The 22222-nt window shown below is 35.8% G+C and carries 17 protein-coding genes and 1 pseudogene; 12 read left to right on the plus strand and 6 right to left on the minus strand.

Annotated elements, in window-relative coordinates:
* Positions 1-38: 38 nt before the first annotated feature.
* From DHW03_RS15075 to DHW03_RS19450, 5 genes and pseudogenes are all read left to right on the plus strand, one after another.
* Positions 39-593, plus strand: a complete 555-nt coding sequence (locus DHW03_RS15075; RefSeq protein WP_109926682.1) for a cupin domain-containing protein — start codon at positions 39-41, stop codon at positions 591-593.
* Positions 594-765: 172 nt separating this feature from the next.
* Positions 766-1989 (plus strand): MFS transporter, encoded by a 1224-nt coding sequence (locus tag DHW03_RS15080; RefSeq protein WP_109926683.1) that lies wholly within the window; start codon positions 766-768, stop codon positions 1987-1989.
* Between the two features lie 195 nt (positions 1990-2184).
* On the plus strand, positions 2185-2640 hold the full coding sequence (locus DHW03_RS15085) for a MarR family winged helix-turn-helix transcriptional regulator (RefSeq protein WP_109926684.1): 456 nt from the start codon (positions 2185-2187) through the stop codon (positions 2638-2640).
* A 146-nt stretch (positions 2641-2786) separates the two neighbouring features.
* Positions 2787-5402: a phosphoenolpyruvate synthase gene (gene ppsA, locus DHW03_RS15090; protein ID WP_109926685.1), complete on the plus strand. Its 2616-nt coding sequence runs from the start codon at positions 2787-2789 to the stop codon at positions 5400-5402.
* A gap of 173 nt (positions 5403-5575) precedes the next feature.
* Positions 5576-5896 (plus strand): annotated as a pseudogene (locus tag DHW03_RS19450) (class I SAM-dependent methyltransferase); the annotation flags it as partial.
* A 972-nt stretch (positions 5897-6868) separates the two neighbouring features.
* Here the strand turns inward: DHW03_RS19450 and DHW03_RS15100 are convergent.
* From DHW03_RS15100 to DHW03_RS15125, 6 genes are all read right to left on the minus strand, one after another.
* A complete protein-coding gene (locus DHW03_RS15100) occupies positions 6869-7435 on the minus strand; it encodes a hypothetical protein (RefSeq protein WP_165825434.1) in 567 nt (188 codons plus the stop codon).
* Positions 7436-7487: 52 nt separating this feature from the next.
* Positions 7488-8051: a Crp/Fnr family transcriptional regulator gene (locus tag DHW03_RS15105; RefSeq protein ID WP_165825435.1), complete on the minus strand. Its 564-nt coding sequence runs from the start codon at positions 8049-8051 to the stop codon at positions 7488-7490.
* Positions 8052-8216: 165 nt separating this feature from the next.
* Complete coding sequence (locus DHW03_RS15110; RefSeq protein ID WP_109926688.1) at positions 8217-9023, minus strand: AraC family transcriptional regulator; 807 nt, start codon at positions 9021-9023, stop codon at positions 8217-8219.
* Between the two features lie 159 nt (positions 9024-9182).
* Entirely contained in the window at positions 9183-11684 is a 2502-nt protein-coding gene (locus DHW03_RS15115; RefSeq protein ID WP_109926689.1) for a DUF5916 domain-containing protein, read from the minus strand.
* A 107-nt stretch (positions 11685-11791) separates the two neighbouring features.
* Positions 11792-12541: a hypothetical protein gene (locus DHW03_RS15120; RefSeq protein WP_109926690.1), complete on the minus strand. Its 750-nt coding sequence runs from the start codon at positions 12539-12541 to the stop codon at positions 11792-11794.
* Between the two features lie 17 nt (positions 12542-12558).
* Positions 12559-13746: an aspartyl protease family protein gene (locus tag DHW03_RS15125; protein WP_165825436.1), complete on the minus strand. Its 1188-nt coding sequence runs from the start codon at positions 13744-13746 to the stop codon at positions 12559-12561.
* A 1770-nt stretch (positions 13747-15516) separates the two neighbouring features.
* On the opposite strand from DHW03_RS15125, the gene DHW03_RS15140 reads away from it, so the two are divergent.
* The 7 genes from DHW03_RS15140 (at position 15517) to DHW03_RS15180 (ending at position 22177) form a co-directional block, all read left to right on the plus strand.
* The gene (locus tag DHW03_RS15140; protein WP_109926694.1) at positions 15517-15993 is read left to right on the plus strand and encodes a GNAT family N-acetyltransferase; all 477 of its coding nucleotides are present in this window, start codon (positions 15517-15519) and stop codon (positions 15991-15993) included.
* Between the two features lie 926 nt (positions 15994-16919).
* A complete protein-coding gene (arr, locus tag DHW03_RS15150) occupies positions 16920-17369 on the plus strand; it encodes an NAD(+)--rifampin ADP-ribosyltransferase (RefSeq protein ID WP_109926696.1) in 450 nt (149 codons plus the stop codon).
* 146 nt (positions 17370-17515) lie between these two features.
* Positions 17516-18079 carry a sigma-70 family RNA polymerase sigma factor gene (locus tag DHW03_RS15155; RefSeq protein ID WP_109927209.1) on the plus strand — a complete coding sequence of 188 codons (564 nt, stop codon included), beginning with the start codon at positions 17516-17518 and terminating at the stop codon, positions 18077-18079.
* A gap of 333 nt (positions 18080-18412) precedes the next feature.
* A complete protein-coding gene (locus DHW03_RS15165; RefSeq protein ID WP_109926698.1) occupies positions 18413-19093 on the plus strand; it encodes an ATP-dependent Clp protease proteolytic subunit in 681 nt (226 codons plus the stop codon).
* A gap of 523 nt (positions 19094-19616) precedes the next feature.
* A complete protein-coding gene (locus DHW03_RS15170) occupies positions 19617-20678 on the plus strand; it encodes a sensor histidine kinase (protein ID WP_109926699.1) in 1062 nt (353 codons plus the stop codon).
* Complete coding sequence (locus tag DHW03_RS15175; protein WP_109926700.1) at positions 20665-21363, plus strand: LytR/AlgR family response regulator transcription factor; 699 nt, start codon at positions 20665-20667, stop codon at positions 21361-21363. Before DHW03_RS15170 ends, DHW03_RS15175 begins: the two co-directional genes overlap by 14 nt.
* 13 nt (positions 21364-21376) lie before the next feature.
* Entirely contained in the window at positions 21377-22177 is an 801-nt protein-coding gene (locus tag DHW03_RS15180; protein ID WP_109926701.1) for a helix-turn-helix domain-containing protein, read from the plus strand.
* Positions 22178-22222: the final 45 nt, after the last annotated feature.

Genomic DNA, 22222 nt, shown 5'->3' on the forward strand with positions numbered 1-22222 from the left:
ATTTAAATACGGAACTAGACCAATAGACCTTATAGACCATGGCATTTAGGGATAAAATAATAGTAAATCCCATTTCTGGTCAAACTATAAGATTTCTTCAGACAATGAGGGATACAAATGGTCAATTCCTGGAAATGGAAGCGACCTATACTGCTCATTCAAAAGTACCTGCCAGACATTTCCATCCCTTCCAAGAGGAAACCTTTATCATTTTATCAGGCAACCTTAAGGTACAGTTAGAAGGACATTTACTTGATCTCAAAAAGGGGGATAAATTAAATATCCCTAGAAATAAAGTTCATGCAATGTGGAATGATACTAATGAAATAGCGATAGTTAATTGGAAAGTCGAACCTGCGATGAATACCGAACACTTACTTGAAACAACTTTTGGTCTTGTAGCGGAGGGAAAAATAAATAAAAAGATATTACCAAATATTCTGCAGGTAGCTTTAATAGCAAATAGATACAATAAAGTATTTCGGCTTAAAAATCCACCTTTCATAATACAGCAGTTTTTATTTTTATTACTTGCCCCATTTGGTTATTTATTGGGATACAAATCTAATTACGCTAGATATGTGAAGGAATAAAACTAAATCTTAATTGGTATTTAATGTACCCATAATATGATACATGAAAATCTTTTAAAGATGATGGTGGAAATGAGTGTTAAAAACTGCCGTGAGAAATTTCTTTCTTTTTACCGAAAAAATATCGTCCACTCAAATTGCAAAAATAAGTACTAAATCTCCTTCAACAATAATGAAAAAACAATCTACGTTAGAAAAATTCACCAGTTATCAAAGAAGTATTTTAATAGTGTTGGCTCTATTACAATTTACGGTGATTTTAGATTTTATGATAATCTCGCCCATAGGATATATCCTAACAAAAAGTCTAGGAATTACCACAAAGGAATTTGGATTGGTAGTTTCTTCATATATATTCAGTGCAGCTACATCCGGAATTATTTCAGCTGGATTTATTGACAAGTTTGACAGGAAAAAAACATTGCTTTTTTTCTCTACGGGTTTTATTATTGGAACTATATTTTGTGCCTGTGCATATTCTTACAACACATTATTAATAGCTCGAATAATTACCGGCGGGTTTGGCGGGGTAATAGGGTCTATAATAATGACCATTATTTCGGATATATTTACTCCAAATCAAAGAGGTAGAGCCATGAGCACTGTCCAAATGGCATTTGCAGCAAGTCAAATTTTAGGAATTCCCTTAGGGTTATTTATAGCAAATAGGTTAGGATGGCAGTACACGTTTTATTTGATTGTAATTCTTTCAATCTTAGTGCAAATAGCAGTTTTTTTCAAACTGAAACCACTTAAAGGACACCTAAATAAAGAATCGAACGCACAGCCGTTCTTGCATTTATGGCATATATTAAAGGTTCGACGACATCAAATTGGATTCTCAGCAACCATATTGCTCGGAATGGGAATGATGCTCCAGCCTTTTATCAGTATTTTTTTGATAAATAATATTCATCTCAGTAATGATGATGTGCCAATCATATTCTTAGTTACTGGTACATCAGCTTTTTTTATTATGCCATTGGTGGGTAAATTATCCGACAGATTTGATAAGTTTAAAATTTTCTTAATAGGTTCTTTTTTGACCATCATCATAGTTCCTATTTATACTCAATTGCCGATTGTTCCTCTTTGGGTTGTGTTAATTATGAATGTTTTCATATTTGCTGCTATAATGAGCAGGATGGGGCCATTTCAGGCAATTAACTCTATGATACCTAAACAAGAAAATCGTGGGGCATACATGAGTGTCTCTACATCATTGCAACAAATGGCAGGAGGATTAGGAGTAGTTTTAGCGAGTACCGTAGTATTTCAATCTACAACTAAAAGTCCTCTTCAAAATTTTGATATACTGGGCTATTTAGTTATAGGAATCTCTGCCTTCGCTGTTGTTTTAGTTTACAAAGTAAGTGAACTTACAAAAAAACAATGATTTTTATTGAATTGTATAAACTGAAATAGATTAGAGCTATAAAACATCTCATTATCAAGGTGTTAAAATGGTGGTTTTTTACAATATTCTAATATAAGGTTAACTTATTTTTATTCGTTTTTTAAAACTTTGTTCCAAAATTAGCAAAAATTATTTATCTTTGTAACTAAGATAATTAGTAAATAAGATATTTAAATGAATAAAGAACTCATTAATAACATAAGGAAGCTTATTCAAAACTATGCTTACACTTCATTACAAATGCATGAAACTATTGCAAAAAAAGCTGGGTTATCAGGAACGGATAGTAAATACTTAGGTTTTTTTATTGAAAAAGGCAAGATGACAGCAGGAGAATTGGCAACTATTACCGGGCTTACAACAGGAGCAACTACTGGTTTGATAGACAGGTTTGAAAAAAGAGAATTGGTAAAACGACAGTTTGAAAAGAATGACAGACGGAAAGTTGTTATAGTTCCAGACATAGAAAAAATAATGTTGTTATTTCAACCACTTTATCAAGAATTCCGGATTGAGTCTGAAAAATTAATTACCTCATTTTCTGAAGATGAAGTTAAAGTTATTGAGACTTACTTTTTAAAAAGTATTGAAATCAGCAAAAGAGTAATAGGAAATATTAACAGAGGATAATAATATTTCTATTCATTCTATGGTATAAATACCAAATCGCATATACATAAAAATACTCAACTGAAGTTGACAATAGGCAACGGTAATTATTAATTGTATCAGAATCAATAATTATCAAAAGTTAATCATTTTATTACATACATCAAATGAATACATACATTCTTGATCTCAAAAAAGTAAATAAAAATTATATCGAAAAAGTAGGCGGTAAAGGCGCCAACTTGGGAGAACTAAAAAAAATTAAGGGTGTGCTTGTGCCGGATGGTTTCTGTGTTTCAACAGAAGCATTTAGAAAAATTATCAAGGAAACTCCTTTAATTAAAGAATTTATTGAGGATTTATGTCTTCTAAAAACCGAAGACCGGGACAAAATTAGGGAACTTAGCAGTGATATTCGTAGGGCTTTCAGTATCAAATTCTTACCAAAAGATATAATTGAAGAAGTTACAATACAAGTTGAAAATCTCGGTAAAGAAAATGCTTACGCAGTACGTTCTAGTGCTACGGCAGAAGATTTACCTACCGCTTCTTTTGCAGGGCAACAAGATACCTACTTAAATGTAATAGGAATTGACAAAATATTAAAGCGTATAAGTGATTGTTGGGCATCTCTGTTTACTGAGAGAGCTGTCATCTATCGGATTAAAAATGGATTTGACCATCGAAAAGTGCATTTGTCTGTTATTGTTCAGAAAATGATTTTTTCAGATGTGGCTGGAATCATGTTCACTGCCGATCCTATCAATTCAAATAGAAAAATTATATCTATTGATGCTAGTTTTGGATTGGGTGAGGCGCTGGTTTCTGGGTTAGTTAATGCTGACAATTACAAAATAAGGGATGGAGAGTTAATTGATAGGAGCATTTCCAGTAAAAAAGTTGAAATTTATCCCTTAAAAAATGGTGGTGTAGAGAAATTTAATGTGGAAGCTGAACGACAGGATATTCAAGTGCTAACAGAGACACAGGTTTTGAAGTTAGCTTCTCTTGGCAGAACTATAGAAAAACACTTTGGATGTCCACAAGATATTGAATGGTGTTTCGCAGACGATACTTTTTATATAGTTCAAAGTCGGCCAATCACTACACTATATCCAGTCCCTCAAGCTATCGATCAAAAGAATCATATCTATATCTCTGTTGGTCATCAGCAGATGATGACAGATGCTATGAAACCATTAGGGTCATCTTTTTGGTTATTAATGACACCTCAAAACACTCGTGTAGCAGGTGGGAGATTATTTGTTGATGTTACACCTATGCTCGCTTCGCCCAGTAGCAGAGACACTGTATTAAATACTTTAGGAAAATTTGATCCACTATTTAAAGATGCGCTTATAACCATTATCAATCGCGGAGATTTCATAGAATTATTGCCCGATAGTAAGCCCGAATCAGCCTCAGATCAAAAGCCTGTTTCGCTTCCCAATTACCAAGCTCTTAACAATTATCATCCTACAATCGTTTCAGATTTAATTAAGGTTTGTGAATCTTCATTAAGAGCATTAAAGCAAAATATTCTTGAGAAATCGGGTTCAGATTTATTTGATTTTATATTGGATGATATTGTACAATTAAAGAAGGATACAACTAACCCACAAAGTTTTGAGGTAATTATGACCGGGATGAATGCATCAGCCTGGATTAACGAAAAAATGTATGAATGGCTGGGTGAGAAAAATGTAGCAGACGTTATTTCCCAATCTGTCCCAAACAATATTACCTCTGAAATGGGCATAGATTTATTAGAAGTTGCGGATGTAATTCGTCCTTACCCAGAAGTGATTAAGTATTTACAAAATACTAAAAAAGATAATTTCTTAGACGAAATAGTGCATTTAAACGGAGGAATCGAAGCTTATGAAGCAATAAATTCTTATCTCGAAAAATATGGAATGAGGTGTGCTGGTGAAATAGACATTACAAACAATCGATGGGCGGAAAAACCAATAATTCTTGTTCCTCTTATTCTTAACAATATCAAGAATTTCAAGGATAATGTGGGCATTGAAAAATTTGAGAAAGGACGTCAAGAATCTTTTAAAAAAGAACAAGACCTCCTAAAAAAATTAAGGTTAATGTCTGAAGGCGAGCAAAAAGCAAAGGAAACAAAACAAATGATAGATTTAGTTCGGCATTACGCCGGTTATCGTGAATATCCTAAGTATGCCATAATTAGTCGTTACATGATTTACAAACAGGCTATTTTAAGAGAAGCTGAGAAGCTTCTACAAGAAAGGATTATTCATGAAAAAGAAGATGTTTACTATTTGAATTTTGAAGAATTGAAAGGAGTAGTTCTAGCCAAAAAACTAAATTATGAAGTTATCATCAAACGCAAAGAAGAGTATAAAGCATTTCAAAAATTAAGTCCACCAAGGGTAATTACTTCGGATGGCGAAATTATTAACGGAAATTACAATAGGGAAAACCTCCCAATTGGAGCCATCGTAGGTTTGGCTGTTTCTTCAGGAATAATTGAGGGAAGGGCTCGTGTGATAATGAAAATGGAAGATGCAGATTTAGAAGAAGGCGATATTTTAATTACTACGTTTACAGATCCAAGTTGGACACCGTTATTTCTATCCGTAAAGGGAGTGGTTACTGAGGTAGGAGGAGTGATGACCCACGGGGCAGTTATCGCCCGTGAGTACGGTTTACCCGCTGTTGTTGGAGTTGATGACGCTACTAAAATCATTAAGGAGGGTCAAAAAATACGTCTAAATGGAACTGAAGGGTATATAGAAATATTACATGAATAAGTCTATTAAAAAAATGAAAGTAAAACAAGCATATGACCATGTGCAAACCAGTATGAGTCTGATGAAAACAAAACCAGAGATTTAGAAGGATTAGCCTTAAAGGAAATTTTAAAGATATAAAGTTTGAAAACTGCTTAGAAATCGGGTGCGGTACTTGAAAAAACACAGTTTGGCTTCAGGATAATTGTAATCATATTTTGTCAGTTGATTTTTCAAAAGAAATGCTGGAAAATGCAAAAAGTAAAATTCTAAGCAATAATGTTGTTTTTGAACATTCAGATATCACAAACAGATGGGATTTTGCTACTCAGAAATATGATTTAATAACATTCAGTCTTGTGCTAGAACATATTGAGAACCTAGATGAAGTTTTTAGAGAAATAAACAAATGCACTAAAGCAGAAAGCCACGTTTACATAGACGAATTGCATCCATTTAAACAATACAATGATTCAAAAGCTAGGTTTAGTTCCGCGGAAGAATGCAGATTGTGACGTGTTTTAATCATCTTATATCAGATTTTATAAATCTTCAATCAAGTTTTGATTTTGAATTAGTTTCTCTAAAAAAGTTTTTTGATGATAACGATCAGGTATCTATTCCAAGGATACTATCGCCGTTGTTCAGAAAGAAATGCGATAAATATAAATTCTTTTAAAGATTAAAAATTAACAATAATCCATAGCACTGGATGAGTATCAGGTATGCAATTTTTTTTGAAAACTGGGCACACCTTGATTTTGATCTGATTTGGTGCAGATGATGTACATTCCGGTGTTCAAAACTGATTTTGTCGGGAGCACAGTTTTTACCATTATTTTGGGTTCTATTTTGCCGTGCTTAGGGGAGGGGATACCCGGCAGGAGCTGATTCGGGGATTGATATAGCTGGGCTCATAAAATGACCACATTTAGCGACACGAAATTCGTTGCTAAAGTTCAGATCCATAGGCTGGTCTATACTTAGCGGACACCTTAACGAACAAAAAATATCGTGGGACATTTGCGGTCAGTGGATGGGAGGTCCCGAAAATTTTAGAAACAATGGACAGATGGGAAAGGGTATACTTTGATGAAATATCCCAGATCAAGATGCCTTCCTGGAGAAAGGGCAGGGTAGCGCTGATAGATCACGCTGCTTACTGCCCAGTCCGACTACTACATTTTTTTATGATAACGACCGCAGCGGAACAACTGGGATAATCTATTAAGTCTACCTTGGTTTAAAGAATTAATGAATGCCTACCGGTATACTCAACTGGATCACGTTGAACTTGTCCTTGCGTTGGCAAACTGCTAAGTGTATCCATACATACAATTTTCAACGAGAGCCCGCAAAAACACTTTTGTGGACGTTTTTGGAAGATTTTAGAGGATATAAAAATCACGTACTATCTTGTTCTAATTAACGGCAATCGCCTGATCCGCATAAATCGATAAACAACTACATATAAATGAATGCTATCCTTAAAAGCTATAACCGAAATGTACAGTAGGAAACAGCGATATTTTTGGCCGTTTAAATGTTTCGCCTTCTATCTTTATATCCTTCGCATTTGGAGTATATAAAACGGCAAGCCATGGACTGAAGTAGAAACCTGTACGATCTTTTTCAACCCCTGTAAAAGTAAATCGATAACCACCCCTCAAACCTGCAACAACCCCTTTTGATATAACACTCGTCTTGGTATCTTTTTTAATAATTTTATCTGTAGAATAGTCAGCCTGAATGCCGGCGAAAAAACCTTTTCTTGGCTTAAAAAAATAATCAGCCTTTATTCCAAATCCTTGCGAACGATCTTTAAAAATTTCATTTCTGGTAACAAAATCAGGCTGGTCAATCCCAAAAAAGCCTGCATCGAATCTCAGCTTATTAATTTGGTAACCTATATGAACAGAATAACCGTTAAAGATATACGCAATCGGATCGACTTCTATTTCGAAATGCGGCTTGCTTTTTTGCTGGGCTTTTAAGTTGGTCATAGTGCAAAATGTCAATGTTAGCAATAGTGCTGTAATTCTGATTTTTTTCATCGCTTTTTTCTGTAAAATTAGCTTTAGAAATTTATGCACTGCTTTACAATTGTTAAGAAATTAGACTAGACTTTATTAATCTCCTTCTAATCCTGCTTAACGAAACGGCAGTCATCCCAAGAAAAGATGCAACATATTGAAGTGGAACCCTTAAAAGCAGGTCTGGATGTTTTTCGCTAAAAAGAACATATCTCTCCTCCGCCGTTTTAAGTATAAATGAGGAAAATATCTCTTGTCCTGTTATAAACCGCTGTTCGGTTATTACCCGCGTTAAAATATTTATTTTTGGAATTTCCTTGTACAGTTCCTGAAGTTTATCGAAACTTATGCTAAGCAACTCGGTATCTTCCAAGGCCTCTATTTGCTGTAAACTCGGTTTTTGTAAAATAAAACTTTCATAACTACCTGCAAAAAGTTTTTCTTTGAAAAAAAATGCGGTTATATCTTCGCCTCTAGAATTGATATAATATAGCCTTAAGATCCCATGATTTACAAAATAGAGATGATGGGCAACTTGCCCCTTTTTCAGCAATATTTTTTTTGCCGGAACTTTTATAAGGGTAAAGGACTCTTTAAATGCTTCCCATTCAGAAATGTTTAGGATTACGCACCTCATAACCAGGTCTTTTATATTTCCGAAATGACTATTCCCTGCTACCATAGCTATTTGATATTGTAAACTTTATATAAAAGCGAACAATAATTAACCTTCAAAGGTATTTAGCTACCCTGAATTTGGATTGTAAAAAACCGACAATGTCTAAAATGAACTCATCCACCATTAATATTTTGATATAGATAGATTTTTAACTATTTCTTGTTCTTGCCTAAAACGGTTAGGGGATATTCCGGCAAATTCTTTAAAATTTCTAATGAAATGGGATTGATCCGAATATCCGTTACGAAATGCGATATCGGAAAGTTTTTCATAACGCTTGCTTTTTAGCTCTCCTACACTTTTCTGAAAGCGGCTGATTCTAAGAAATAATTGAGGAGAGATGCCGATCCGTTGCAAAAATTTACGCTCAAAGGTTCTTTGTGTCAATGCAAGTTTATTTAATACTTGTTGATATGAATTAGATTGAACATCGCTGGCAAACGCTTGTAGGGCATAGTCCGTACTGCAAGCCCTATTAAACTTATTTTGATCAATCTGTTGAGAAAGGTATTTACAGACAATTTCGATCTGATTGTTAACTGATTTTGCATTTAGAAACAGCTCTGATGTATTTTGGTTTTTCGAGTTAATTTGAGAAATAGCTGTACAGGAATCCGTAAGCTCCTGTGCATCCAAACCAAAAATAGATTTTAATGCGTTAGGATGAAAATATATGCCGATTGTATTGAATTTACCATACAGTTGAATTTCAGAAAATTTAGTTGCCTGTCCATACAAAAATGCTGTTGGTAATTTTTTATTTTCTTTATAAAAAAAACCTGCATCATCGTGCTGGAAAATAAGTCCCGGGCAACCATCAGCACTGAGTCGAAATAAATTGTTCTCTCCTAATTCTTCTGATTGGTAAACCCACAAAGATTTTATGTATTTGGCAATTTTAGCTGGCGGTGCAATTTGCTGATAACTCATAATTCTTTCATATTATATCATACTCTTCTGAACCCAACTTAATAAACCTACTCCAAATCAAATAGAACAAAACCGACAAGCCCTTCGGTTTGCACCACTTCGGTCTTTTAAAGACTAAAAGAAAATAAGCATGTTACAGATTATGCTCAAAAATGGTTTCTATTTACCCTTGGCTTTCTTGAAGGTTAGATAATCCAAAAAGTAAATAACTTTTAGCGAGATATTATTGTTTTGGTTAGATCGAAGTGTATTTCCAAAGTTGAAGAAGTAATCATCCTCTGTTAAATCAGAAAGTGTAGAAATAGAATTTTTCCAACTTAGGTTAATAAAACTGCCTTGCGCAAACTGCCAGGTATACACCATATCTATATTGAAGAAATTTACATTTCGATTTAAATCTCTATTAAAAACATTAACTCGAAGACAGCCATCCGTTAAAAGACTATAGTACTGGTGGTTGGTAATTTTACTCATATAATGCCTCGCTCTAAAAGTTATGCCCATCATATTCGTAAAACTGTACTTTAAATTTAAAATGTTTTCTATGGTGAGCTGATCCCGCTTTGCAAATATGATTTCCGAATTTGCTGCAATTGTGGTGTAACCGTAATCATTGTGTCTGGTATCGTAATAAAGTTCGTGTGCGAGCGAAAACTTATTGTTAAAAATATACCCGTTTTTTAGCTGAAGATTGATCATTTCCGTATGGTCAAAATCCTGATAGCGTTTTACATCTGCCCCTACGCGGAAAGTATATTTTTTGGTTTGATTGCTGGTAACAGAGGCATTCAAATCAAAGATATTTTCTCTCTTGAAATAATAACCTATCCGGCGTGGTTCGTAGAAATCATTACGAGCGGGGGTGAAACCGATTATGGCCTTTAAGTTGTAAAAGCTTTTGGTTTGGGCATCAAAAGTTAACTGCAAATCGGTTCTTTGATTTTTTTGGCTTTGCTTATCCATTGGAGCATAAAGCATACTGTAAACTCCGGTAAAATTAAGCGCCATATTATTGTACCAATGCTTAGGTTCTACCCACTTATATCCAAATTGGAACTTATGATCTAAAGTGTTATTATTTGTGAAATACCCTAAATCGGCATTGGTATATTTTTTGTCGAAAAGCGTTTGCGAAAGATTATAAGTAAAGCGACCGGCAATTTTGCCCAGATAAATTAAATGGCTGTAACCATTTTTCGATTCTCCATCAGGTAGATGATCAATCAGATTGCTCATGGCAAGCTTACCACCAAAATTCCAGATATTTTTGTGGTCATTAAGATCGAAAAGCAAAGCAATAACATTGGCATCGTAATTTCCTGCCCGCCGTAAAACATTGGTATTTAATAGCGAGATGCTTGAATTGTTTTTTAAAGTTTTATCAAGTACAATTACCGAATAATTGGTTAACGGATCTGTTTCTACCTTTCTTTCTGTTCCCGAAATAGTATCTCGGACGGTTGCAAATTGAGTCTGGGTTATGGCATTTAAAATGCCTATCCCAAGACCTTTGTTTGTTCTGCCTGAAATCTTTATTGCGTTTAAAAGCTTTGATTCTAATGGATTTTCGGAAATTTTTTCCTGAGGCGATAAAGTGCCTGAAACTTCATTATATTTAATGGGAAACCCACCAATTCTACGTGAATAAAAAAAGTCTCCTTTGGTAAATAATTCTGTTCCTTCTGTAAAAAAGCTTCTGTATTCATTATTCCGTACTTCAAAAGGGGTTGTGTTCAGCACTAAGTTATCGCTCTGCACCTGGCCAAAGTCAGGAACCAATGTGGCATCAAGGGTGAAGGCAGAATTTATTCCATACTTCACATCCATCCCTCCACTAAACTGAGCTTTATAATTCCGCGTTCCGGTGATATTTGTGGGGTAATGGTTTAAATTAGTGGAAAGATAGGGAGAAAACTGAAGCCTTAAGGGCGGACTAACGTTCTTTAGTCCCATCCAATAACCTTCTTGGGTCATAAAGTTATTTACAAGGCTTGGGTTAATCGGATTCCATGAATATTGCGCTGGTTTTTTCTGGCGTTTTCGCAACATGTTCAAACCCCAGTCCTGAATGTTTTTTTTGCTAAATCTTGTGGCGCTAAATGGTATAAACATTTCAAAGCTCCAGCCTTTATCGCTAATATTTGTTGCACTTTGCCAAACAGCGTTCCAGCTGTTATCTTCGTTAACGGTATTATTTACCAAGATCACTTTGGCGTCTATTTGCTCGTTTAATGGGGTTAAAACATATTCAAAGCCGTTTAAATTGTCTCTGTAAGTATCTAAGATTAAGCAGACATAGTCCGTATTTCCAGTTTTATCTCTCCCTTTGAGTTCAGTAGCAACGCTATCTCTACATCGCTCAAAACAGTAACCGCCAAAATAAATACCTTCCTCATTATACATAATGTAAGTAACCGTTCTGGAGGCGTAGTCTTCAGCTCGGCCAACTCTTGGCCTGAATTCTACAAAATTTGTGGCCATACCGGCATCCTTCCAGGCATCTTCATCCGGAATTCCATCTAAGACAACAATTTGTTGTGTTTTATTAGCCGGTATTTCCTTCGGGGTTTTATTCTTATTCGCGGACGTTGACACTACCTGTTGAGCAAAACCATTTTTAGTGGATATAATAAAGATGATCAATAAAAATACCTGTTTCATTTTGTGCCTTAGTTTGCTCCAATTCCAATGTGAATCAGCACAAAAATATATGCACCGTAGAAATATACATTGTAAAAAACCGACGTTTTACTACTGAAATAAATTGATTAAGGATTTTCGGTTTGTACAAGCGGTAGGAAACGAAAAAAGGCGACTGAGCCCATTGCCAAGGCTATAAATAGACTCGTCCACTCGGCTTCGATTAATGGTTTTTCCATTACTCTGGGAAGATGCAGGATTAACACCCAGATTAGAAACATGCTACCCAACACGGGCATGGTAATTTTGCTCAGTTTTGAGGAAATTAAACTAAAAGCAGAGCATAAGAAAACAGCCATGATCATCCCGTTTAACAATTCTTTTTCTGGAACCCAACCAGGCATTAAAAAAATAATAAATTTTGCATAGCGGTAATGCAGTACAGCAAATACAATTAAGCCAGATGCTAAAAGATAGTTTCCCCATCTTAAAACAGTTGTATTCTTAAGTATGAATCCAGATATGATCAGGGAAATACTAAATAGAGAAATCATTTCAAATGTACCTGTCCAGTTGTTTGCATTATAAAAATGGCCAATTAAATCTGGAATAGAAATGGCTAGGGTTAAAATTAAAAGTAGAATAGAAAGTAAAATTGATGCAATTCTGCTTGTCTTTTGAAAGTTCAAAAGAACTGATGCCATAATCATGGTTACGCCAACGGTATAACAAACAATACCTGTGAAAATGGATTTTGATACTGGAAGAAGTCCGATAGGAAAGTGATCTGAAAGCAGGTGTACAAATCCGATTCCTGAAATGGCAATTGAAAAAATAAGGATTGAAATCAGATTTAAAATTTGGTTAATAGCCTTCATTTGAGTTCTGCTTTGGTTTAGATTCTTTTTTTCATTTTTACTACTTTATATAAAATCGATGGCGCTCGATAAACTTCTACAATCAGGCTTCTTTCTTGTCCCGATGTAAATAAATGGTTTAGCTGTTGCATTGTATATTGTGTAATTGGAACTAGATTTATGCCTAAAATTTCATCAGAAGGAAGCAATCCGGCCTTTTCTGCGGGGGAATCGGCATCTATTTCACCTATAAAAAACCGGCTAAAGGAAGATTGATCCAGATACACAACCATTCCAACCATATCATAATCAAAAGGATCTTTATAAAAGCGGTTCGGATTAATGCGAATATATCCATCCTTATAGTTGATCTGGATGTTGAATCGCCTTAAAATGTCTGCCCCTAGATTCCCGTTTCTCTTACTTGATTTAATTTTCTCTTCGATACTGTCAAAATCAGGGTATCCAGAGAGCACGTTGCTAAAAACATACTTTCCCAGCGTAAAAGAAAAAGTACGGCCCACATAGCCCCTGATCTGTCCGCTCAGGCTCATTCCCAAATTTGCGTTAATTGCTTTTTTTGGTAGCGGGTAGGCCTTATCATCTTTCATTTCCATAGAGAGCGCATGGCTCGCACCAGTATCGATAATGAATTTGCTGGTATCAATTTGGCCATTCTCAAGCATGGTTGTAGCCATTAAATATGCTTTTTGGTTTTCAATTTTGATTGGTATAACATCACCTTTCCAGCGTACTTTAGCATAGGGTTGGTAAAAAACAATTCTATTGTTACCATACCTTACATCGACAATAAAACTATTTAAGAAATGATAACCTATAATACCTTGAACCTGCATACCGAGATAACCTGACAGATTAAAATAATCTCGCTCTAAAATAGCCGTAGGCATATTCTGAAGTGTTGCTTGACCAATTCTGCAAGAAATGTTTTGAGAAAGGAATCCGGGAATATCGCTATTTCCTAGACCAGAGATACTTGTTTTTCTCATGCCTTTAAAATCTGCGCTGTCAATAATGGTTGGATCGGTAATAATGGTTGGGCCAACGCCGGTATCAAGAATAAAGTTGAAAGGACCTTTTCCATTAATTTTAACAGGTATGATAATTAGATTTTTTACTAGCTTGAAATCTATGGACTGCTTTTCTCTATTTCCAGGGAACGTAAAATTCTGGCAAAATAATTTCTGCTCTGAACTGATCACCATAAAGGAAAGAAAGATTATTTGCAGGAGCCTGAGCATTTTAATAATTATTGATGGTTGTCGATTTAAACAGGTTTGGCTAGATGTTATTTGAATACCAATACGAAGTTAGCGCGTTGTTTTTTACAATAATTGTAGAAAACCGACGATGATTTAAATCTCTTCTTGTTCATTGTCAATATTAAGTACAATACTGGAATGCTCTTCCAAAATCTTATTGGTTTATTCCCTTGGGTTGCAGCAAACCGGAGTATCACTTTTGAGATGCACCAATGTTTAAATAGCATTAAGAGCTGCAAGTTTACCAGTGCTCTAAAATTACCTCACCTGTAGGTTAAATGTTTTGAACCTTTGGCTTTATAGGTGGAATCCCATCAGACATCACCGCTTGAAAGAAAACTAAATTGCAAAACTGCGTTTGTTTGAGGCCTTCATTATGCCTAGACTATTTGCTCATGCAAGCTAACAATCCGTCCTCGCTTAGCGAACTGGCCAGAGGTCTCAGCTGCAAATACCAACAAACTAAAAATGGGTGCAAGGAGGTATTCAATAATTCAGTTTTTGGCTTTCTACATGATTACAAGATAAATCAGGCCAAAAAACATGCTTATGAAAAAAGGTTTATCATGAAACAATTCTCAGAGGATATTGGAAATTCTTCTGACCAATATTTTTCAACGTTCAAAGAAAATTCGGTATTTCTCCTTGCGTAGTGAAATGATTGAAATGTATTTAAGGTGAGGTATCATCTGTATATGTCATTTCTTTGGAACATGGCGGTTTTTTACAATCCGCCATTAATCGAAAGGCCTATTTTTGAAGTGATAAATTTTAAGATAATAAAAGGTCTCCTAATTTTGTTCCTGATGATTTTGATTTGCCTTCATGCTGAAAGTCGATAAAAAAAATCCCGGTTTCATATTAACTTTAAATAAGCATCAAAAAGCTGTGTTGGATAGGGATCTAAACGGAATATTGGAAACTGTCGGTGACAGTGTTATCTTGACTTTTCCAGATGGTTAGTTTCTAAATCAAAAGGCCAAGTTAAAAAAATGCACAAAATCTGGTTTCAAGATAGTTTATGGCAAATACATTTGGAGGTTCTCAATACTATTCAGAATGTATGGTTGGTTAGGCCAATGTAAAGTATAGGTACGCTAAGTTTAAAACAGATGAACAGTAATCTTTTTAACAAATGCTTATTTGGTTTTAATTTTTTAAAGTGGAAAGAATATGGAAGTTGGTACATGATCAGGATACAAAAGTAATTAACTAAAGCTACAATGAACAATTTGGGCATTATGCCAATTTCAAGTACTTTTTTAGTGCACTTATTCAAATTAATAATAAAGTACATTGTTTTAGATGAGCGCATGAACCTAGAAGTCCGATCACAATATAATGGGAAATTATTCAGAATTACAATTAACCCAAGGTTATGCGTGCTTGTATCACTAACCCAAAAATGCGAAAAATCATTTAAAAACATAACTGGGAGCGGCTTTCAGCAAAGCTTGCTGACGAATAGATTAGGGAGCTAAAAGTTCCTTTGACTTTGTTAGAAAAATAAGTCAAGACTAGAATCGAGGACTAAATATAAAACCCAAACGCGAACACTCCTCAGTTGTGAGCGTGCATTTGCTAAGAGATATAAAAACCTACTTTCAGAACAAGATATTTTAAATTGTATTTATATTTATGGTGATGAAAAACATAGCTTTCGATGATGCCATTAAAACTGGGATCAAATATATAGCATTATTATTTTACTGAATGTATAACGAAGAACATATCGTACTTAAACCATTAACACTAAGTGATGCAATTGCTTTTTCAGGTATCTATAGACAACTCGAATTGAAGGCGAATTTTTCTGAAAGTCCATTTCGACCAGACGAAACCCCAGAAGAGTTTACAAAGCGAGTCATCGATGCGTGTGAATTTATCTTTACAATAAGATTAAAAGATAAACCAGAATCTATTATTGGTGATTGTGCACTTCATCACTGGAATATGGAGTTAAAAGAAATTTCTATTGGAGGTTCTCTATACCCTGGTTACTGGGGTAAAGGGATCATGAGATTTGCCTTTAACTTATTGGTTAAAATTGCTAAGGATGATTTAGGAATAAAAACAATAATAGGGCATACAAAAACAAGAAATCTGCGGGCAATAAGGGTGGTGGAAAAAATGGGTTTTGAAAAATATCACATTGACGATTCTGACACAATTCTGCGCAAAGAAATATGATCAGCAATCCGACTTCAAAAGCGTTTCCACTTAGATTTATATCCTACTCCCAGAAGATAACAGATTATACTCGGAATTGTAGCATACAATACTCCATTCAAGTCTTAATTTTCTTCCGGGCCCAAGCAGGAATTAGTCAGGGTTTCTAAATCCAGCATGAACAGGGAGCCATTGGCATGGAGATGAAAACAGAACCAAAGCGCCTTAATGGATCCATTCAATTTCAACTCAACAGGACGTGTCGTTTACCCGAATAATACCTGGGATGAAGGTCTGTAGACTGGCCCATAGAGCGGTTTTCAATAAGGAAATAGTAGTGATAAACGGTCTTAGTGCATTTTTTATACTAATGACCTGGGTTTCCATGGAACAAATTGACAGCAAAAAATTTACCTTTGAAGATACGCTCAGGATTAGACAGAACATTTTTTTTTCAAAAGCGATGGTGAGGATCTGGCGATTTTATACAATATAAATAAAGTTAACAACTATATTTTTGCTTAAAAAATCTGAACTAAAATGAATAAAAGTTCTTTTTGTGACTTACAGACCATGATTTTCCTGCTGGCTGCGGTAGTCAGACTGCAGTCAGTTGATCTTAAGGTCACAATAAAATTGGAAGAAAAGCATATTTCATCTTTATTAAACGGGTATGCTTTCCATTGCTCCCATAACCATAAAATTTGAATGCATCCTAGGTTTTTTTGGTTCTGGAATACTTCATTTTTGAGCGATCATCAAATCACCTTACTTATGTTATTGGGATCGCTCCAGGTAAAGTAGAATCAGCTATCTTTCGGACCGGATGAGCCAAATGAAACTTTCATGGATTGGGAAAATAAAATAAGATTCTTTCGCAAACCAGATTATCAATACCTAAGACCCTTAATTGAAAAAGATAAGATTCAAATCAAAAAACAAGAACAATGGAAAAGAAAAAAGAAATTAACAACCAAAAAAGTCAGGGCCCAACCCCTTTTTCACAAACTTACTTTCATGGCACAAAGATCCACAGGGACATTGGGGATTTAATTGAACCCGGTTTTTTCTCGAACTTTGGAAAACAAAAAAGAGCAAAGTATATTTTCCTTTCGGCAACTCTGGATGCTGCCATCTGGGGTGCGGAACTTGCCCTGGCCGAAGGATCTGAAAGAATTTACCTTGTAGAGCCAACGGGAGCGATTGAGGATGATCCTGACCTAACCGACAAAAAGTTTCCTGGTAACCCAACAAAATCCTATCGTTCACAATATCCGTTCAGGGTGGTTGGTGAGGTCAAGCATTGGCATGGACATCCTAGGGAACAGGTTGAGGGCATGAAACAAACTTTGGACAAGTTAAGGGAGCAGGGTATTGACTCATTAAACGATGAGTAAACGATCAGGCATGGGTAGCGAAAAAGAGATGAAAGTTCTACTACTCGATCGCTCATTATGCTGTTCATCAATATTTAAATGAATAAAAAAAATAAATGGTGATATTTGCACTAAAACTCCCACATACTATTAAAAAACAGGTTAGTATGGCCATAGCAAAAAAAACAGAGTTGCCAGGGAACAATCGTGATGCCTGGCTTAAGGCATTGTATAAGGATGCATTTCCACTTGTTGCAAAATATGTTGCTAAAACGGGCGGCTCAATTGAGGAAGCTCGTGATGTCTTTCAGGATGCACTTATAATCTATTATGAAAAGCGAATGGAGGGGCAACTGATTTTACAGTACAGCGAAAAGACGTATGTTTTCGGCATAACAAGATATCTTTGGAACAAACGGCTTCGCAAGTATTTGGCCACAGCTTCAATCGATGCCCTAGATGCGGAATTCGAGGAGAATATCTCTTTTGGCAGTCCTGATGATAAACAGATATGCTCTTCAAGCTTGTTTAAGTTACTCCAAAGTTCTGGTAAAAAATGCATGGATCTACTTAACGCATTTTACTACGAAAAAATGCCAATGGACAAATTAGCCCTGGAATTTGGGTTTTCCGGAGCACGGTCTGCTACAGCCCAAAAATTCAAGTGCTTAGAAAAGGTGAAACACACCGTAAAGAAAAAATCTATCCACTATGCAGACATCCTTGAATGAACTAATAATCATAGAACAGTTCCTCTTATCAAATCCGGGTGAAGCGGAAAAGATCCTGATGCAGGCAAGGGTTATACTGCAGCCAGAACTGGATGAAAGCATCTATTGGCAGGAAAAGTCGTATGAGCTTGTCAATGTTTACGGAAGGGAAAAGTTGAGAAAGGAAATCCAACAGATACATCAGCAACTCTTCTCATATAAAAGACACCGAAATTTCCGTAATTGGATTATGAGGATCTTCACGAAGTAAATAAGTTAAAAACCACTGTACATTCATTTAAACTATTCTACGGTATGGGACACCCATGCCTATTTTTTAACTTCTATAACCATATGGAAAAGAACGAATTTCGCAAATATGCGTTAAAACATCACAATATCAACAGCTTGTATACAGAAGCTTACATATCCCGCAATAGTACCTTGGCACTACCTGTAGCTATGACCCCATACATCACAGAGGAAAGGCAATTGAATGTAGCGCAGATGGATGTATTTTCCCGCTTGATGATGGACCGGATAATTTTTTTAGGTGAAGCCGTGGACGAACGCAATGCCAACGTGATCCAGGCACAGTTGCTATTTTTACAGTCAGTTGATCCCGAAAAAGATATACAATTTTACATAAACTCCCCAGGTGGGTCTGTCTATGCCGGACTTGGGATTTATGATACCATGCAGTATATAGTACCCGATGTGGCTACGATTTGTACGGGAATTGCATTGTCCATGGGGGCTGTATTGCTCTGCGCTGGTGCAGCAACCAAGCGGTCAGCCTTGCAACACTCACGGGTGATGATCCATCAGACTTCCAGTGGAACCCAAGGCACGGCAATGGACATGGAGATTTCCGTAAGACAGGTTCTCCAGCTTCAAAAAGAACTTTACGAAATCATCGCCAACCATAGCGGACAGACATATGAGAAAATAAATGATGCGGCTAGCCGGGATTATTGGATGAACTCAACAGAAGCCAAGCACTTCGGTATGATTGACGAGATTCTGTCGAAATAATCTCAGCCTATAAAATGATTGTCTCCCAATATGGATCTCTATTTAGCTTCATAGGTGCATTTCTCAAATTTACTTTAATCGTTTTTTTACGGATAGTTTTATCACCTTTCATTTGCATAGAAAATGCATGTCACTATCCAGTATCAATAACAAACTTGATGGTATCAGTTTGGCCATTCTCCCGCACATTATCCATTGGATAGGTCCTTTGATTTTCTATTTGGTTGGAATAAGGCCCATTTCAACTAAATTAGGGTAGGGTGGGTAAAGCGCATTTATTATCGCCATATCTCAAATCCTTAGTATAGCAATAACGAAATGATAATCCATATGGCCTTGAATCTGCAAATTGAGATGACCTGAGAGATGTATATAATCTTGGAAAGATTTTGTTTTATCCTATTTACAAGCACGGGCTAGTAAATTATTTTCATTTAAACGTTTTAACACGTTGTTTGTACACTTAAAGCTGTCATTGGTATTTTAATTTTAACTTTAACTTAAAAAAACCGAATTTACGAGTGTGAAAAGTCGGATTTACAGGCATTTAGCCTTTTGGATTGTTTATATAATTCACAGTAGCCTTTTAGAATATACATGGATTAAGCCCCTGCTACCAGAAATTGGACAGGGCGAAGTTGTGCTTGAAGCCATCAGGGTAACCTTGATTTTGCTGCCTGTTAAGCTCGTGCTTACCTATTCATTGTTGTATCTTTTTGTGGAGAAGGCGCTAAAAATTCAAAGGTTTAGCCTACTAAATGTTGTAGGGATAACCTTAAGTTTTTTGGTGGCAATTGTAATCAACAGAATCCTTTTTTACTGGTTTATTTTTCCGCTTATTGCTAAATATCAGGGAAATTCTTTCCAGCTGTTCGATCTGTACGGAATGATTGTTGGATTTATTGATATGGGATTTTCATCAGGAATTGCCCTAGCCTTAAAACTGTTGAGAACACAAATCCAATCGTTAAAAAAGGAAAAAGCGTTAGTGAAGGATAGGTTGGAAACCGAGCTTAAGTTTCTTAAAAACCAGATTAACCCGCATTTCCTTTTCAACACGTTAAATAACATTTATGCGCTCTCGCGAAAAAAATCGGAGCATACACCATTGATTGTCGTAAAACTCTCCAAATTGCTTCGCTTTATGCTTTATGAGTCGGAGAAAAAGAATATCAAAATCGGTGATGAAATCAAGATTTTAAAAGATTATCTCGAACTCGAAAAAATCAGGTTTAATAATCGTCTTAATATAATATTTACGGAAGATGTAGACCATGCTGATGAACAAATAACACCACTCATATTACTCCCTTTTGTTGAAAATGCTTTTAAACATGGACCAGGAGAAAGCATAGCTGAAGCTTACATTAAAATACAAATTGTACTGAAAAACAGAAAATTACGTTTTATCGTTGAAAATTCAAAGGAAGAAACTCAAGATGCATTCTCTGAGCATATTGGTTTGAGGAACGTAAAAAGACAATTGGATTTAATCTATCCGGATTCGGAATTAAAGGTAATCAATCAGAAAGACATTTTCAGAATTGAACTGCAAATTAACTTTCAATCCAATGAACACTTATAACTGCATTATCATTGAGGATGAGCCTCTTGCGGCTGAAATCTTGAAGGAATACATAGCCGATGTTCCTTTTTTAAAACTTATAGCGGTATACGAAAATGCCATAGAAGCGCTTGTTGCCATTCAGAATGATGACATAGATGTTATGTTCTTGGACATAAACCTTCCCAAGCTAAAGGGAATGGATTTTGTTAAAACACTGACTCATCCTCCTCGCGTTATTATAACTACCGCTTATCACGAATATGCACTTGAAGGTTATGCGCTTAACGTGGTCGATTATCTTTTAAAACCGATAGAGTTTAATCGTTTTTTACAGGCGGTAAATAAGCTCAAAATCTATCAGGGTATTTTGCCGGAAGATGGAAGTTTTACAGCTTTGGAACAGGAATACATTTTCGTAAACGTGGCCAAGAAAAAGATTAAAATCTACCTGGCAGACATTCTATATATCGAAAGTTTGAAAGAATACGTCAAAATTTTTACCCAAGAATCTTCATGGACAACCAAGCTTCAGCTCGGCCAAATCGAGGCACAAATTCCTAAACATTTATTTTTGCGGATTCATCGTTCCTTCATTGTTGCAAAGGCCAAAATCGGAGCGTATAGCAGTACAGAAGTTGAAATAAATGGCAAGAAAATCCCGATTGGAAGAAGTTACAAAAACATCATTATCAAAGATTTATAAACCCAATTAACCTATGAGTTACACTATTTTTAATCCTCCAGAGCATTTGAGCAAACTGGTGAGATACTACTGGTTTCTGGATTATCAGGCCGAAACAGATCAAGACATTTTAAAAATCTTCGCAGATCCCTATCCGAGAATAATCTTTCAGCACAACAATGGGAATTCCTGTATAAAAAAAGCTGAGGGTGTATTATCAAATTCCTTTCTGGCCGGTATTACCACAGTTCCTTATGAATGCACAATCGGCAGTTGCGAGGTTACCGGCGTGAGTTTGTATCCACATGCGATGAAAATCCTGTTCGGCACCGATGCTCACGAACTCCGGGATGATCTGGTGGAGCTCCTGAACTTTGCGCCAGGAAAACTGACTGAAAGAATCCTCGAATCCAATAATAAATCACAGCGGATCGAAATCCTCAACGAATTCCTGACCATAGAGCTGAACAGGAGAGAACTTGCTGTAGATCCGTTGATTTATGGCGCGTTGGAGTGGATGGAAGTTCCCGAGAACACATGTAGAATCGATTATTATTATCGGTATTTCAAGATGTCCGAAAGGCATCTGGAGCGACAGTTCAGAAATTTTATCGGTGTGTCCCCAAAAAAACTATTGAGAATCAAAAGGTTTGAAAAATCTATGTTGATGCTTGCCAGTCCAGAAATACCATTTACAGAAATTGCCTACCATCTGAACTTCAGTGATCAATCTCATTTTATAAAAGATTTCAACGACCTTTCTGGACTCACACCGGGTCTCTTCAGAAAACAAAAAATCATTACCTCTGAAAGTAACTCTATTGTAACTACCTAGCCGACTTAAAAAAACACCGAAGAAAATAGCATCCACTAATTTTCT

It is taken from the genome of Pedobacter yonginensis (assembly GCF_003173595.1).
In the GTDB taxonomy this organism is placed as follows: Bacteria; Bacteroidota; Bacteroidia; order Sphingobacteriales; family Sphingobacteriaceae; genus Pedobacter; species Pedobacter yonginense.

Bases quoted from the DNA above. Each gene is read 5' to 3' on its own strand.
- DHW03_RS15075 (WP_109926682.1), top strand. From the start codon at position 39: ATGGCATTTAGGGATAAAATAATAGTAAATCCCATTTCTGGTCAAACT.
- DHW03_RS15080 (WP_109926683.1), top strand. From the start codon at position 766: ATGAAAAAACAATCTACGTTAGAAAAATTCACCAGTTATCAAAGAAGT.
- DHW03_RS15085 (WP_109926684.1), top strand. From the start codon at position 2,185: ATGAATAAAGAACTCATTAATAACATAAGGAAGCTTATTCAAAACTAT.
- ppsA (WP_109926685.1), top strand. From the start codon at position 2,787: ATGAATACATACATTCTTGATCTCAAAAAAGTAAATAAAAATTATATC.
- DHW03_RS15100 (WP_165825434.1), bottom strand. From the start codon at position 7,435: ATGAAAAAAATCAGAATTACAGCACTATTGCTAACATTGACATTTTGC.
- DHW03_RS15105 (WP_165825435.1), bottom strand. From the start codon at position 8,051: ATGAGGTGCGTAATCCTAAACATTTCTGAATGGGAAGCATTTAAAGAG.
- DHW03_RS15110 (WP_109926688.1), bottom strand. From the start codon at position 9,023: ATGAGTTATCAGCAAATTGCACCGCCAGCTAAAATTGCCAAATACATA.
- DHW03_RS15115 (WP_109926689.1), bottom strand. From the start codon at position 11,684: ATGAAACAGGTATTTTTATTGATCATCTTTATTATATCCACTAAAAAT.
- DHW03_RS15120 (WP_109926690.1), bottom strand. From the start codon at position 12,541: ATGAAGGCTATTAACCAAATTTTAAATCTGATTTCAATCCTTATTTTT.
- DHW03_RS15125 (WP_165825436.1), bottom strand. From the start codon at position 13,746: ATGGTGATCAGTTCAGAGCAGAAATTATTTTGCCAGAATTTTACGTTC.
- DHW03_RS15140 (WP_109926694.1), top strand. From the start codon at position 15,517: ATGTATAACGAAGAACATATCGTACTTAAACCATTAACACTAAGTGAT.
- arr (WP_109926696.1), top strand. From the start codon at position 16,920: ATGGAAAAGAAAAAAGAAATTAACAACCAAAAAAGTCAGGGCCCAACC.
- DHW03_RS15155 (WP_109927209.1), top strand. From the start codon at position 17,516: ATGGCCATAGCAAAAAAAACAGAGTTGCCAGGGAACAATCGTGATGCC.
- DHW03_RS15165 (WP_109926698.1), top strand. From the start codon at position 18,413: ATGGAAAAGAACGAATTTCGCAAATATGCGTTAAAACATCACAATATC.
- DHW03_RS15175 (WP_109926700.1), top strand. From the start codon at position 20,665: ATGAACACTTATAACTGCATTATCATTGAGGATGAGCCTCTTGCGGCT.
- DHW03_RS15180 (WP_109926701.1), top strand. From the start codon at position 21,377: ATGAGTTACACTATTTTTAATCCTCCAGAGCATTTGAGCAAACTGGTG.